Annotated in this window: 13 protein-coding genes and 1 tRNA gene; all 14 read right to left on the reverse strand. The window is 51.2% G+C overall.

The features are described from left to right. A partial coding sequence (locus tag BMY09_RS21820) for a GTP-binding protein (protein WP_245756656.1) occupies positions 1-96 on the reverse strand: 96 nt, incomplete at its 3' end. A 30-nt stretch (positions 97-126) separates the two neighbouring features. After that, a complete protein-coding gene (gene fusA, locus BMY09_RS21825) occupies positions 127-2,217 on the reverse strand; it encodes an elongation factor G (protein WP_091362260.1) in 2,091 nt (696 codons plus the stop codon). 42 nt (positions 2,218-2,259) lie between these two features. After that, positions 2,260-2,730, reverse strand: coding sequence for a 30S ribosomal protein S7 (rpsG, locus tag BMY09_RS21830; protein ID WP_091362261.1), 471 nt, complete (start codon positions 2,728-2,730; stop codon positions 2,260-2,262). Positions 2,731-2,873: 143 nt separating this feature from the next. Further along, positions 2,874-3,248, reverse strand: a complete 375-nt coding sequence (gene rpsL, locus BMY09_RS21835; RefSeq protein ID WP_091362262.1) for a 30S ribosomal protein S12 — start codon at positions 3,246-3,248, stop codon at positions 2,874-2,876. A gap of 221 nt (positions 3,249-3,469) precedes the next feature. Further along, the gene (gene rpoC, locus BMY09_RS21840; protein ID WP_091362263.1) at positions 3,470-7,696 is read right to left on the reverse strand and encodes a DNA-directed RNA polymerase subunit beta'; all 4,227 of its coding nucleotides are present in this window, start codon (positions 7,694-7,696) and stop codon (positions 3,470-3,472) included. A gap of 72 nt (positions 7,697-7,768) precedes the next feature. Then, positions 7,769-11,869: a DNA-directed RNA polymerase subunit beta gene (gene rpoB, locus BMY09_RS21845; protein ID WP_091362264.1), complete on the reverse strand. Its 4,101-nt coding sequence runs from the start codon at positions 11,867-11,869 to the stop codon at positions 7,769-7,771. Between the two features lie 172 nt (positions 11,870-12,041). Continuing rightward, complete coding sequence (gene rplL, locus BMY09_RS21850; protein ID WP_091362265.1) at positions 12,042-12,416, reverse strand: 50S ribosomal protein L7/L12; 375 nt, start codon at positions 12,414-12,416, stop codon at positions 12,042-12,044. Between the two features lie 59 nt (positions 12,417-12,475). Then, positions 12,476-12,970: a 50S ribosomal protein L10 gene (gene rplJ / locus BMY09_RS21855; protein ID WP_091362266.1), complete on the reverse strand. Its 495-nt coding sequence runs from the start codon at positions 12,968-12,970 to the stop codon at positions 12,476-12,478. Positions 12,971-13,191: 221 nt separating this feature from the next. Beyond that, the gene (gene rplA / locus BMY09_RS21860; protein ID WP_091362267.1) at positions 13,192-13,887 is read right to left on the reverse strand and encodes a 50S ribosomal protein L1; all 696 of its coding nucleotides are present in this window, start codon (positions 13,885-13,887) and stop codon (positions 13,192-13,194) included. Next, positions 13,887-14,321 (reverse strand): 50S ribosomal protein L11, encoded by a 435-nt coding sequence (gene rplK, locus BMY09_RS21865; protein ID WP_091362268.1) that lies wholly within the window; start codon positions 14,319-14,321, stop codon positions 13,887-13,889. Before rplK ends, rplA begins: the two co-directional genes overlap by 1 nt. A 104-nt stretch (positions 14,322-14,425) precedes the next feature. Continuing rightward, positions 14,426-14,959, reverse strand: a complete 534-nt coding sequence (gene nusG / locus BMY09_RS21870; protein ID WP_091362269.1) for a transcription termination/antitermination protein NusG — start codon at positions 14,957-14,959, stop codon at positions 14,426-14,428. 12 nt (positions 14,960-14,971) lie between these two features. Next, positions 14,972-15,340 (reverse strand): preprotein translocase subunit SecE, encoded by a 369-nt coding sequence (gene secE, locus BMY09_RS21875; protein ID WP_091362270.1) that lies wholly within the window; start codon positions 15,338-15,340, stop codon positions 14,972-14,974. A 60-nt stretch (positions 15,341-15,400) separates the two neighbouring features. After that, positions 15,401-15,476 (reverse strand) — tRNA-Trp (locus BMY09_RS21880). A 73-nt stretch (positions 15,477-15,549) separates the two neighbouring features. Further along, on the reverse strand, positions 15,550-16,030 hold a 481-nt coding region (locus BMY09_RS21885; RefSeq protein ID WP_091362271.1), incomplete at its 5' end, for an EF-Tu C-terminal domain-related protein.

The following is a 16,030-nucleotide window of genomic DNA, read 5'->3' on the forward strand; positions in this document are numbered from 1 at the left end:
CAGTGCAGCTGTCAGAGTAGTTTTACCGTGGTCAACGTGGCCGATTGTACCAACGTTAACGTGCGGTTTATTACGTTCAAATTGTTCTTTAGCCACGATTAATTCCTCATTAATATATTGGGCAAATTATCTTGCATTGATTATAGCTTCAGCGACATTATTTGGCGCTTCAGCATAATCAAAGAATTCCATTGAGTATGTTGCACGACCCTGAGTAGCCGAACGCAGGTCGGTAGCATAACCAAACATCTCGCCCAGTGGAACCTGTGCATTGATTATCTTACCGGAACTGCAATCATCCATACCCTGAACCAGACCACGACGACGGTTCAGGTCACCCATCACGTCACCCATGTAATCTTCGGGCGTTACAACCTCTACCTGCATCATCGGCTCAAGCAGACAAGGACTTGCGTCCTGTGCAAACTTCTTAAGCGCCTGGGAGGCAGCAATTTTAAACGCCATCTCGTTAGAGTCAACTTCATGGAAGGATCCATCATAGAGACGGGCCTTCAGGCCGATCAGCGGATAGCCGGCAATTACGCCGTTCTTCATCTGCTCCTCGATACCTTTTTCGATCGCCGGGATGTACTCCTTAGGAATAGCACCACCTACGATCTCATTGATGAACTCCAGCCCTTCCTTGTCAGATGGACTAAACTCAATGACTACATGGCCATACTGACCACGACCACCAGACTGACGAATAAACTTATGGTTTGCATCAACAGACTGACGGATTTTCTCGCGATAGGCTACCTGCGGCTTACCGATGTTCGCTTCCACGCTGAATTCACGCTTCATACGATCCACCAGAATATCCAGGTGCAATTCGCCCATACCAGAGATAATGGTCTGACCGGTTTCCGGATCGGTTGCTACCCGGAAAGAGGGATCTTCCTGAGCAAGCTTGCCCAGCGCGATACCCATTTTTTCCTGGTCAGCCTGTGATTTAGGCTCAACCGCTACAGAAATTACCGGCTCAGGAAACTCCATGCGCTCCAGAATGATCTTATGATCAGGATTACACAGGGTATCTCCGGTAGTTACATCTTTCATACCGATCAGAGCCGCGATATCGCCTGCGCGAACCTCTTTGATCTCTTCACGGTTATTTGCGTGCATCTGCACCATCCGCCCAACGCGCTCTTTCTTACCTTTAACAGTGTTAACCACACTGTCGCCGGAAGCCAGTACGCCGGAGTACACCCGGATAAATGTCAGGGTGCCGACAAACGGGTCGGTGGCAATTTTAAAGGCCAGCGCCGCAAATGGAGCAGAGTCATCCGCCTCACGGGTATCAAGGGTTTCATCATCATCGAGGGTACCCTCAATCGCCTTAACTTCAACCGGCGATGGCATATACTCGATCACAGCGTCCAGCACGGCCTGAACCCCCTTATTCTTGAATGCAGAACCTGCCTGCATTAGAACAAGGTCGTTATCCAGGGTGCGACGACGCAGACCCGCCTTGATCTCTTCGTTGGATAGATCACCCTCTTCAAGGTATTTATCCATCAGCTCTTCGGATGCCTCTGCTGCTGCTTCTACCAACTGCTCACGCAGCGTATCAGCCTGTTCTTGCAGCTCAGCAGGAATATCGTAAAGCTCGTATGTCATCCCCTGATCAGCATCATTCCACATGATGGCTTTCATACGGATCAGATCGACAACACCTTTAAACTCATCTTCTGCACCGATCGGGAAGTTGACCGGTACAGCATTAGCGCCCAAACGCTCTTTTAACTGCCGCACCACCATAAAGAAGTCAGCGCCTGCACGGTCCATCTTATTGACGAACACCATGCGCGGCACTTCATACTTATTGGCCTGACGCCAGACAGTCTCAGTCTGAGGCTGCACCCCGGAAGAGGCACACAGCACAACAACCGCACCATCAAGCACCCGCAGCGAACGTTCAACCTCAATGGTGAAGTCTACGTGTCCGGGGGTGTCGATAATGTTGATCCGGTGCTGATCAAACTGCTGACTCATACCACTCCAGAAACAGGTGGTCGCAGCGGAGGTGATAGTGATACCACGCTCCTGTTCCTGCTCCATCCAGTCCATGGTCGCTGCGCCGTCGTGTACTTCACCGATTTTATGGGACATCCCGGTGTAGAACAGAACGCGCTCAGTGGTCGTGGTTTTACCCGCATCGACATGGGCACAGATACCGATATTACGGTACCGGTTTATAGGCGTTTTACGAGCCAAAACTCAATCCTCGGAACTTACATCAAAAGCTTTATTAAAAGCTTAGAAGCGGTAGTGAGCGAATGCTTTGTTCGCTTCAGCCATGCGATGAACGTCTTCACGTTTCTTCACAGCTGCACCACGACCTTCAACTGCATCACCGATTTCACCGGCCAGACGCAGCGCCATGGATTTTTCACCACGCTTACGGGAAGCATCCACCAACCAACGCATAGCCAGAGCCATACGACGGGAAGGACGAACTTCTACAGGCACCTGATAGGTAGCACCACCCACACGGCGAGATTTAACCTCTACCATTGGCTGGATCGCTTCCAGTGCTTTGTTGAATGCTTCGATTGGATCTTCACCAGTCCGCTGACCAACTGTGTCCAGCGCACCGTAAACAATCTTCTCAGCAACAGATTTCTTACCACTGATCATCAGGTGGTTAGTAAATTTTGCCAGTGTAATGTTACCGAATTTAGGATCCGGCAGGATTTCACGTTTTGCCGCAACTCTTCTTCTTGGCATGATAAGCCCCTTTATCTACAGGTCTTCAGGTTATTTCAGGAATTGATACCTGACCTTACTCTTATTGCTTGCGGTCTAGCTCTAGTTGTATAGCGGGCTGTTTAAACAGCTGTGCCGGACTTCTGTCGCCGTCCCGGAAACGCTTAAGACTTAGGACGCTTGGTACCGTACTTAGAACGACCCTGTTTACGGTCGTTAACGCCACTGGTATCCAGTGCGCCACGTACTGTGTGGTAACGAACACCCGGCAAGTCTTTTACACGACCACCACGGATCAGAACAACAGAGTGCTCCTGCAGGTTGTGACCTTCACCACCGATGTAGGAAGTAACCTCATATCCGTTTGTCAGACGAACACGGCACACTTTACGCAGTGCTGAGTTCGGTTTCTTAGGGGTTGTTGTATAGACGCGGGTACAAACGCCACGGCGCTGAGGACATGCCTGCAATGCAGGTACATCACTCTTTACCACTTTGCGCTTGCGCGGCTGTCGTACCAGCTGGTTAATAGTTGCCATTAAGCAAACTCCACGCTTTTATTTAAGCACTAAAAAACAGGATTTTTTTCACTCCTGTCACGAAAGGGCCGAGATTGTACTCAATCCCGGCCCATCAGGTCAATATTCGACCAGATAATAGATAGTACTTTTTGGATCTTTCTTTCAATCACCATCAGGTACTATCTGTATATGCACCTTACGGACACGCTCCAATGAGTATCAGAGCCTGCCCAGGTTCATTATTCTGAATCAGGCATTGATGCCTGGTTCAGGGCTGCAGTCAGCGCCAGTTGAACATCTTCTGCACTGACAGACATGCTATCATCAGCCTTAACCGCCTGACGCTTACGGGCCTTGTGGTATGCCAGACCAGTACCGGCCGGAATCAGACGACCCACGACAACGTTCTCTTTGAGACCGCGCAGGAAGTCTTTCTTACCACACACCGCACCCTCGGTCAGTACACGGGTTGTCTCCTGGAAGGACGCCGCAGAGATGAAGGACTCGGTTGCCAGAGAGGCTTTGGTAATACCCAGCAGTACACGATCATACTTAGCCGGCATCTTACCTTCCGCTTCCAGGCGTTTGTTCTCTTCAACCACCTGATGGAATTCAACCTGCTCACCGTTAATGAACGAGCTGTCTCCGCTGGCGGTGATATCCACCTTACGCAGCATCTGACGTACGATTACTTCGATATGCTTATCGTTGATCCCTACACCCTGCAGACGGTAAACGTCCTGAATCTCAGAGGTGATGTATTTCGCCAGCTCGGCGACACCCTTGATCCGCAGAATATCATGCGGGTTAGACGGTCCGTCGGAGATAATTTCACCCTTCTGCACCGTTTCACCTTCAAAGACGTTCAGGTTACGCCACTTAGGAATCATGATCTCCATTGGATCAGCATTCTGCGGGCTGATAACCAGACGCTTCTTACCCTTAGTCTCCTTACCAAACGTGATGGTACCGGAGATCTCAGCCAGGATAGAGGACTCTTTTGGCTTACGCGCTTCAAACAGGTCAGCAACCCGTGGCAGACCACCGGTGATATCCTTGTTCACAGAACCTTCCTGCGGGATACGCGCCAGTACGTCACCAATGCCCACCTCAGCACCGTTGCTCAGGTTAAGAATCGCTTTCGCTGGCAACAGATACTGCGCCGGAGAGTCAGTTCCCGGGTGGAACAGATCATCACCAGTAGCGGCATCGACCAGACGGATCATCGGACGAATATCTTTACCCGCCGCCGGACGCAGTGCCGGATCGAGAATTTCAATAGTCGACAGACCGGTCAGCTCATCGGTTTGCTGCTTAACAGTAATACCGTCATCAATACCGACAAACTCAAGCTTACCCGCCACCTCGGAGATGATTGGGTGAGTATGCGGGTCCCAGTTGGCGACGATGGAGCCGGCTTCAACACGGGAACCATCCTTAACCTTGATCACAGAACCGTACGGCAGCTTATAGCGCTCACGCTCACGACCGTGTTCGTCGGTTACACCCAGCTCACCGGAGCGGGAAGTTGCCACCAGTGAACCGTCGGCTTTTTCTACAGACTTCAGATTGTGCATCCGGATCTCACCGGAGTTCTTAACCTGAATGCTGTCAACCGCGGCTGCCCGCGATGCCGCACCACCGATGTGGAAGGTACGCATGGTCAGCTGTGTTCCAGGCTCACCGATTGACTGTGCTGCGATAACACCGACCGCTTCACCCGGGTTAACCCGATGACCACGACCCAGATCACGGCCATAACACTTAGAGCAGAGACCGAAGGTGGTTTCACAGGTAATCGCACTGCGAACAATGATCTCATCAATTGATGAGTAACGTTCTTCATCGTCCAGACGCTTAACCCAGGCCTCGTCCATCAGGGTGCCCGCTTCGATCAGCACCTCTTTCCCGGTTGGATCCATCACATCCTGAGCCACAACACGACCCAGAACACGATACCCCAGACCGACAACCACATCGCCACCTTCAATCAGCGGCTGCATGATCAGACCTTCTTCAGTACCACAATCATCTTCAGTGATAACCAGATCCTGTGCCACATCAACCAGACGACGGGTCAGGTAACCAGAGTTTGCAGTCTTCAGTGCGGTATCCGCCAGACCTTTACGAGCACCGTGGGTTGAGATGAAGTACTGCAGTACGTTCAGACCTTCACGGAAGTTAGCCGTGATGGGCGTTTCGATGATAGAGCCATCCGGCTTCGCCATCAGACCACGCATACCCGCCAGCTGACGAATCTGCGCCGCACTACCCCGGGCACCGGAGTCGGCCATCATATATACAGAGTTGAAAGAGTCCTGAGCTTCAAGCTCACCGTGACGGTTAATCACCTCTTCCTTCTTCAGGTTATCCATCATCTTCTTGGCCAGAATCTCGTTGGCACGGGACCAGATATCGATAACCTTGTTGTATTTCTCACCCTGGGTAACCAGACCGTCGGCGTACTGCATCTCGATCTCTTTCACTTCAGCATCAGCTGAGGTGATGATATCGACCTTCTCATCCGGGATAACGAAGTCGTTAACACCGATAGAAGAACCGGATACGGTTGCCTGACGGAAGCCCATGTACATCACCTGGTCAGCAAAGATAACGGTATCTTTCAGACCAACGATACGGTACGCGGTGTTGATCAGGCGGGAGATCGCCTTTTTCGTCATCGCCTGGTTGACCAGCTCAAACGGCAGCCCTTTTGGCACGATATTGAACAGCATGGCACGACCGACAGTGGTGTCCTGAATGGTCGTACGGTGCTCTTCGTTGCCTTCGATATCGCGGATAGTCTCGCTGATACGAACTTTTACCTTGGCCTGCAGGTCAACCTGCTTAGCACCGTAAGCACGCTGAACTTCTTTAATATCAGAGAAGACCATACCCTCACCGAGGGCATTGATACGGTCACGGGTCATCCAGTACAGACCCAGTACCACGTCCTGAGACGGTACGATGATTGGCTCACCGTTGGCTGGAGACAGTACGTTGTTGGTTGACATCATCAGCGCACGGGCTTCCAGCTGCGCTTCAATTGTCAGCGGTACGTGTACCGCCATCTGGTCACCGTCAAAGTCGGCGTTGTAGGCCGCACATACCAGCGGGTGCAGCTGAATCGCTTTACCTTCGATCAGTACCGGCTCAAATGCCTGGATACCCAGACGGTGCAGGGTTGGTGCACGGTTAAGCATGATCGGGTGTTCGCGGATAACTTCATCCAGGATATCCCAAACCAGTGACTCTTCGCGCTCAACCATTTTCTTAGCGGTTTTAATGGTGGTCGCGTGACCACGCAGCTCCAGCTTAGAGAAGATAAATGGCTTGAACAGTTCCAGCGCCATCTTCTTAGGCAGACCACACTGATGCAGACGCAGGTATGGACCCACCACGATGACCGAACGACCGGAGTAGTCAACACGCTTACCCAGCAGGTTCTGACGGAAACGACCCTGTTTACCCTTGATCATGTCAGCCAGGGATTTCAGAGGACGCTTGTTAGAACCGGTGATAGCACGACCACGACGACCGTTATCCAGCAGCGCATCAACAGATTCCTGCAACATACGTTTTTCGTTACGTACGATGATATCCGGAGCACTCAGATCCAGCAGACGCTTCAGACGGTTGTTACGGTTGATAACGCGACGATACAGATCGTTCAGATCTGAGGTTGCGAAACGACCGCCATCCAGGGGAACCAACGGACGCAGATCGGGTGGCAGAACCGGCAGAACCTGAAGAATCATCCACTCGGGTTTATTACCAGAGGTGTGGAAACCTTCCAGCAGTTTCAGACGCTTGGACAGCTTCTTAATCTTGGTTTCAGAGTTAGTCGCCGGCAGCTCTTCACGCATCACTTCGATCTCTTCAGCAAGATCGATCGATTTCAGCAGCTCCTGAACCGCTTCAGCACCCATACGGGCATCAAAGTCGTCACCAAACTCTTCCAGCGCTTCAAAGTACTGCTCATCGTTCAGCAGCTGACCACGCTCAAGCGTCGTCATACCCGGATCGATAACAACAAATGATTCGAAGTACAGCACCCGCTCGATATCACGCAGGGTCATATCCAGCATCAGACCGATACGGGATGGCAGTGACTTCAGGAACCAGATGTGAGCAACGGGAGAGGCCAGTTCGATGTGACCCATACGCTCACGACGAACCTTAGCCAGTGCAACTTCAACGCCACACTTCTCACAGATAACACCACGATGCTTCAGTCGCTTGTACTTACCACACAGACACTCGTAATCCTTAACAGGACCGAAGATCTTGGCACAGAACAGACCATCACGCTCTGGCTTAAAGGTGCGGTAGTTGATGGTTTCTGGCTTTTTAACTTCACCAAAAGACCAGGAACGGATCATCTCAGGCGATGCCAGACCGATACGGATCGAGTCGAACTCGTCGTTCTGTCCCTGGGATTTCAACAGATTAAGTAAATCTTTCATTTCATTCAGCTCCTCGGGGGAGTTGACCGCGCAGCGGTTAATCAGCTGCGCAGTAAACTATCTGTTAAAGGGTTACTCGTTTTCCAGCTCGATATCGATACCGAGCGAGCGGATCTCTTTCACCAGCACGTTGAACGATTCTGGCATACCCGGCTCCATGCGGTGATCACCATCCACGATGTTCTTATACATCTTGGTACGGCCGTTCACGTCATCGGATTTAACCGTCAGCATCTCCTGCAGGGTGTAGGCAGCACCGTATGCTTCCAGTGCCCAGACCTCCATCTCACCGAAGCGCTGACCACCGAACTGCGCCTTACCACCCAGCGGCTGCTGAGTAACCAGGCTGTAGGAACCGGTAGAACGTGCGTGCATCTTATCGTCAACCAGGTGGTTCAACTTCAGCATGTACATGTAACCCACGGTTACCGGACGGCTGAACTCATCACCGGTGCGACCATCGAACAGAGTGAACTGGCCGGTGTCGCTCAGGTCTGCCATCCGCAGCAGCTCCTTCACTTCCGCCTCTTTAGCACCATCAAATACTGCAGTTGCCAGAGGTACACCACCTTTCAGGTTCTTCGCCAGTTCCAGCACTTCGTCATCACTCAGAGAGTCGATATCTTCATGACGACCAGACTTGTAACCACCCAGTTCGCTGTTATAGATACGGTCAAGGAACTCACGCAGCTCTTTGATTGTTTCAAGACGATCACGTTCAGCCTGAAGCATCTTATTGATCTTCACGCCCAGACCTTTAGCGGCCATACCCATGTGCGTCTCAAGTACCTGACCTACGTTCATCCGTGACGGTACACCCAGAGGGTTCAGTACGATATCGACCGGCTCGCCGTTCTCATCGTATGGCATATCTTCAACCGGCATGATAACGGAGATAACACCCTTGTTACCGTGACGTCCTGCCATCTTGTCACCCGGCTGTACGCGACGTTTAGTGGCCACATAAACCTTAACAATTTTCAGTACGCCAGGGGCCAGGTCATCACCGGTCTGCAGCTTGTCTTTCTTATCTTCAAACTTGGCATCCAGCTCAACGCGGCGCTCTTCCAGCTGCTCCTGAGCTTTCTCCAGCATCTCCTGAGTCGCATCATCAGCAACGCGGATCTTGAACCAGTCTGATTTCTTCAGCTCAGCCAGGGCCTCAGCGGTGATCTCTTCACCCTTCTTGAAGTTCGCACCGCCTTCAGCTTTCAGACCACACAGAGCACGTCCAAGACGCTCAAAGGTCGCCTGCTCAACGATACGCAACTCTTCGTTCAAATCCTTACGGATGCGGTTCAGCTCGGACTGCTCGATAGAGATTGCACGCTCATCCTTCTGCACACCGTCACGGGTAAACACCTGAACATCGATAACCTTACCGATAGTACCGGTCTTAACACGCAGTGAGGTGTCCTTAACATCGGACGCCTTCTCACCGAAGATCGCACGCAGCAGCTTCTCTTCCGGTGTCAGCTGAGTTTCACCCTTAGGTGTCACCTTACCCACCAGAATATCACCCGGGCCTACTTCAGCACCGATATGGACAATACCGGCTTCATCCAGCTTAGCCAGTGCAGATTCACCCACGTTTGGAATATCTGACGTGATCTCTTCAGAACCCAGCTTGGTATCACGTGCCACACAGGTCAGTTCCTGAATATGGATCGTCGTGAAACGATCTTCCTGAACGACCCTTTCAGAGATAAGGATGGAATCCTCGAAGTTGTAACCGTTCCAGGGCATGAATGCGATACGCATGTTCTGCCCCAGCGCCAGCTCACCCAGGTCAACGGACGGGCCGTCAGCCATGATATCGCCACGCTGAACCTGTTCACCCTGACGCACAATCGCACGCTGGTTGATGCAGGTGTTCTGGTTAGAACGGGTGTACTTAGTGAGGTTGTAGATATCCACACCCGCTTCACCGGCAACCGTCTCTTCGTCGTTAACACGGACGACAATACGCGCCGCATCAACTGACTCAATCACACCACCGCGATCGGCAACCACACACACACCGGAATCGCGGGCAACATAACGTTCCATGCCGGTACCGACCAGCGGCTTATCAGCCCGCAGGGTTGGTACAGCCTGACGCTGCATGTTTGATCCCATCAATGCGCGGTTCGCGTCATCGTGTTCCAGGAACGGGATCAGTGCCGCTGCCACCGATACAACCTGACGTGGAGATACATCCATGTAGGTTACTTTTTCCGGCGGCATAACGGTAAATTCATTTTCGTGACGTACTGCAACCAGTTCATCAGTCAGTGTCCGGTTCTCGTCCATGGCAGCAGATGCCTGGGCGATGACATGACGACCTTCCTCAATGGCTGACAGGTATTCAACTTCATCGGTCACCTTACAATCCACTACCTTACGATACGGCGTCTCAAGGAAACCATAGTCGTTGGTGCGGGCATAGGTCGCCAGCGAGTTGATCAGACCGATGTTTGGTCCTTCAGGTGTCTCGATAGGACATACGCGACCGTAGTGAGTTGCGTGTACGTCACGTACCTCAAAGCCTGCACGCTCACGGGTCAGACCGCCAGGTCCTAACGCAGAAACACGACGCTTGTGAGTCACTTCTGACAGCGGGTTGTTCTGGTCCATAAACTGAGACAGCTGAGACGAACCGAAGAACTCTTTCACCGCGGCAGCAACCGGCTTGGCATTGATCAGATCCTGAGGCATCAGGTTATCCGACTCTGCCATACTCAGACGTTCACGAACGGCACGCTCTACCCGCACCAGACCCACGCGGAACTGGTTTTCGGCCATCTCGCCAACGGAACGGATACGACGGTTACCCAGGTGATCGATATCATCCACAACGCCTTTACCGTTACGGATATCGATCAGCGTTTTCATGACCGACAGGATATCTTCTTTATCCAGCACGCCAGAACCGGTCTCTTCTTCGCGGCCCAGGCGGCGGTTGAACTTCATCCGGCCAACCGCAGACAGGTCGTAGCGCTCTTCGGTAAAGAACAGGTTCTCAAACAGGTTTTCTGCTGATTCCTTGGTTGGCGGCTCACCAGGGCGCATCATGCGGTAGATCTCTACCAGTGCTTCCAGCTGGTTACGGGTGGTATCGATACGCAGGGTATCAGATACAAACGGACCGCAATCAAGTTCATTGGTATACAGGGTTTCAAAAGCAGTAACATTACGGCTGCGAATCTGCTCCAGTAACTCTTCAGTGATCTCGCTGTTGCCTTCGCACAGCAGCTCACCGGTGGTCGGATCAATAATATCTTTCGCTAATACTTTGCCCAGCAGGTACTCAACCGGCACCTCCAGCTGAGTGATATTCTCTTTCTCCAGCTGACGGATATGGCGAGGTGTAATCCGGCGGCCGGATTCAACCAGCACGCTGCCGCTGGAATCTTTAATATCAAAAGTAGCCGTTTCACCACGCAGACGGGACGGAACCAGTGTCATCAGAATTTCATCTGCACTGAGGGTCCACTCGGTGTTGTCAAAGAAGGTATCGAGGATCTCTTCAGTGGTATAGCCAAGCGCGCGCAGCAGAATAGTTGCTGGCAGCTTACGACGGCGGTCGATACGTACAAACAGGCTATCTTTAGGATCAAACTCGAAGTCCAGCCATGAACCACGGTAAGGAATAACACGGGCAGAATACAGCAGCTTCCCGGAGGAGTGCGTTTTACCCTTGTCATGGTCGAAGAATACACCCGGCGAACGGTGCAGCTGAGAGACAATAACCCGCTCAGTACCGTTGACAACGAAAGTACCGTTGTCGGTCATCAGCGGCATTTCGCCCATGTATACTTCTTGTTCTTTAATATCTTTAATCGCTTTATTTGAAGAATCGCGATCATAGATTACCAGGCGTACTTTAACGCGCAGCGGGGCAGCATAAGTAATACCACGCATCTGGCATTCTTTAACGTCAAAAACCGGCTCGCCCAGACGGTAACCTACATATTCCAATGCGGCGTTTCCGGAATAGGAAACGATCGGGAATACGGAACTGAAAGCCGCATGCAGCCCGATATCTTTACGCTCTGCAGAATCAGCACCCTGTTGCAGGAATTTCAAATAAGAATCCAACTGGATTGCCAACAGATATGGCACATCCATCGCTTCCGGCAGCTTTCCGAAGTCTTTACGGATGCGTTTCTTTTCAGTATATGAGTAAGCCATCTAAGTTCCCCAGCATCTGCACCTGAAAAATTCAAACAAACCGAAGGAAATTTCTCGGCCTGTGAACCGTTATTATTTGCTCTTACTAATAACGGAAAAAGGCCGGTGGCACTTTGCCACCAGCCGTAGATGTATCAGCTACTAAATAGTCTGATACGAAGCATCGCGCCGCTTACTTAACTTCAACAGTTGCGCCAGCTTCTTCCAGAGCAGCTTTAAGTGCTTCTGCGTCTTCCTTGCTAACACCTTCTTTAACGGTAGCAGGAGCGCCGTCAACCATACCTTTAGCTTCTTTCAAGCCCAGGCCAGTTGCTGCACGAACAGCTTTGATTACGTTTACTTTCTTGTCGCCAGCGCCAGTCAGTACAACGTCGAATTCAGTCTGCTCTTCAGCAGCAGCACCAGCGTCGCCGCCAGCTGCACCAGCAACTGCAACAGCAGCAGCAGATACACCGAATTTTTCTTCCATTGCTTCAACCAGTGCTACAACGTCCATTACAGACATTTCAGCGATTGCGTTCAAGATATCTTCTTTAGATACGGACATGTTTAATTCCTAAAATATTCGAGCCAGAGGCTCTTAAACTCGTTCTTAAGCGGCTTGTATTAAGCAGCTGCTTGTTCTTTCTGTTCGCGAACAGCCGCGATAGTGCGCACCAGCTTGCCTGCTGCAGCTTCTTTCATGCAGCCCATCAGCTTGGCGATCGCTTCGTCGTATGTTGGCAGTGAAGCCAGCATAGAGATATCAACGATCTGTCCTTCGAAAGCAGCGGTCTTCAGCTCCAGCTTGTCATTTCCCTTGGCGAAATCTTTCAGAATTCGCGCACCGGCACCTGGGTGCTCAGTAGAGAATGCAATCAGAGTCGGACCTACGAATGAATCAGTGATACATTCGAAATCAGAGCCTTCTACTGCACGACGTGCCAGCGTATTACGTACGACGCGCAGCCATACTCCCGCTTCACGTGCCTGCTTACGCAGCTCAGTCATCTTCTCAACGGTCACACCGCGAGAATCTGCAACTACAGCAGAGAGAGCGCCCTTGGCAGCTTCCTGGACTTCAGCGACAATCGCTTTTTTATCTTCGAGTCCTAATGCCACGATTTACTCCTGGGTTTAGTCTTTTCGACTGTTTACCATTCACTTCAGCATCGATCACTGAAGCGCCGAGTACGGTGGTTCAATTGATCCTGTTAAGGGGATCACACCGTCTGCGCAGGCTGATAGATTAAGAGTCCGGTTACGTGCACCATTCTCACCTGCGGTCTTTGACGACCTCTGCAGCAACGCCGCAGAGACCCTCAATTCTTTCTGAAAACCGATTAAACGCTCAGTGAGCTCTGATCGATTGCCAGACCTGGCCCCATAGTGGTGGACAGGGTAACTTTCTTCATGTAAACGCCTTTAGCAGAAGCAGGCTTCAGCTTTTTCAGCTCGCTCAGCAGCGCTTCAACGTTTGCTTTGATAGCATCAGCTTCGAAGCCAACTTTACCAACGCCAGCGTGGATAATACCGTTCTTGTCAGTACGGAAACGTACCTGACCCGCCTTAGCATTGTTGACCGCAGTCACAACATCAGGGGTTACAGTACCTACCTTAGGGTTTGGCATCAGACCACGTGGACCCAGAACCTGACCCAGCTGACCCACAACGCGCATCGCATCCGGAGTCGCGATAACAACGTCAAAGTTCAGATCGCCGCCTTTGATCTGTTCAGCCAGATCATCAAAACCAACAACGTCAGCACCCGCTGCTTTAGCTTTCTCTGCGTTCTCGCCCTGCGCAAATACCGCAACACGAACATCTTTACCAGTACCGCTAGGCAGAACACTTGAACCACGTACGTTCTGGTCAGATTTACGTGGGTCAACGCCCAGGTTTACTGCCACATCGACAGACTCTTTAAAGCCAACAGTTGACAGTTCGTTTAGCAGCGCAACAGCATCAGCAACAGAGTACTGCTTACCTGGTTCAACTTTTTCAGCAATCGCCTTTTGGCGTTTAGTCAGCTTAGCCATTACTCAGCTCCTTCCACGATCAGACCCATGCTACGTGCACTACCTGCGATGGTACGAACCGCTGCATCCATATCAGAAGCAGTCAGATCAGCCATTTTAGTGGTAGCAATCTCTTCCAGCTGAGCGCGGGTAACAGTACCGACTTTCTCAGTATTAGGACGACCAGAACCGCTCTTCAGGCCTGCAGCTTTCTTCAGCAGAACAGCAGCCGGAGGAGTCTTGGTAATGAAAGTAAAGCTGCGATCAGCATAAACAGTGATCACAACCGGAGTCGGCAGACCCGGCTCAATACCCTGTGTAGCCGCGTTAAACGCCTTACAGAATTCCATGATGTTAACACCATGCTGACCCAGTGCTGGACCAACGGGTGGACTTGGGTTCGCCTGACCGGCGGCAACCTGCAGCTTAATATAAGCCTGGATTTTCTTAGCCATGTTTTACTCCTGGTGGGTAGTAGCGCCTTTCGGCTCCCCGGTTTAAAGACGGAAAAACCCCAGCACCTATTCAAGCACCGAGGTTAATTCCTGACATACTGCTATCAGGCTTTTTCGACCTGACCAAACTCCAGCTCGACCGGAGTCGAACGACCGAAGATCAGCACTGCAACATGCAGCCTGTTCTTCTCATAATTCACTTCTTCAACTACGCCATTAAAGTCGGCAAACGGACCATCAATAACGCGCACCATTTCACCCGGCTCGAACAGAGTTTTCGGACGCGGCTGATCAACACCACTCTCAACGCGTTGCAGAATGGCTTGTGCTTCTTTTTCGGTAATTGGCGCAGGCTTATCAGCCGTACCACCGATAAAACCGAGGACACGTGGCGTATCTTTCACCAGGTGCCAGGTATCATCATTCATTTCCATCTGAACCAGAACATAGCCCGGATAGAATTTACGCTCAGACTTACGTTTTTTGCCTTCGCGGATCTCAACAACCTCTTCTGTTGGAACGAGGATATCGCCGAAGCCATCCTGCATATTATGCAGCTCAACCCGTTCTTTCAGAGAGTTCATTACACGCTTCTCGTAACCGGAGTACGCATGTACAACATACCATCGCATAGCCATGCCTCTTCCCTCTTATCCGATTACAGCTGCAACGCCCAGACTCAACAAAGAATCAAGACCCCACAGAAGCAAACCTACAATCAAAACCACCACCGTAACAATCAGAGTTGTCTGAAGTGTTTCCTGGCGGGTTGGCCATACAACTTTGCGAATTTCAGATCGCGCTTCTTTAAACAGAGTAAAGAAAGCCAGACCTTTAGCTGTTTGCAGCGCAACAAAGCCTGCAACACCAGCAAGAACTAATAATGCAATTACGCGATACAGCAGAGACTCTTCTGAATAAACAGAATTACCTACTACGCCAGCAGCTACAATTGCTACCACTACGACCCATTTCAGGCCATCCAGCTTTGAACCTTCGGAAGACACTTTAGAATTCACGATGGGCCTCGGTTATCGATAATTTGCTATGACTTGTTAGATGCCAACTCAGATTAGAGTTGGCAGGCCAGGAGGGACTCGAACCCCCAACCTGCGGTTTTGGAGACCGCTGCTCTGCCAATTGAGCCACTGGCCTAGTGCTAACTAGGGACGCGTATGTTACACGCATCCCTACTAGGTGGCAACCGTTAAGTTGCCTAAATCATCAATTACTCGATGATTTTAGATACAACGCCTGCACCCACAGTACGACCGCCTTCACGGATCGCAAAACGCAGACCTTCTTCCATCGCGATTGGGTTAATCAGGGTAACGTCCATTTTAACGTTATCGCCTGGCATAACCATTTCTACGCCTTCTGGAAGTTCACAAGCACCGGTGATATCAGTTGTACGGAAGTAGAACTGTGGACGGTAGCCTTTGAAGAATGGAGTGTGACGACCACCTTCATCTTTAGACAGTACGTATACTTCACCTTCGAAACGAGTGTGAGGAGTGATAGTACCTGGCTTAGCCAGTACCTGACCACGCTCAACGTCGTCACGCTTAGTACCACGCAGCAGCGCACCAATGTTCTCACCTGCACGACCTTCGTCAAGCAGCTTACGGAACATCTCTACACCAGTACAGGTAGTAGTCTGAGTGTCACGGATACCAACGATCTGGATCTCTTCACCAGTCTTAACGATA

Origin of the sequence: Amphritea atlantica, from assembly GCF_900111095.1 — a bacterium.
Classification (GTDB): domain Bacteria; phylum Pseudomonadota; class Gammaproteobacteria; order Pseudomonadales; family Balneatricaceae; genus Amphritea; species Amphritea atlantica.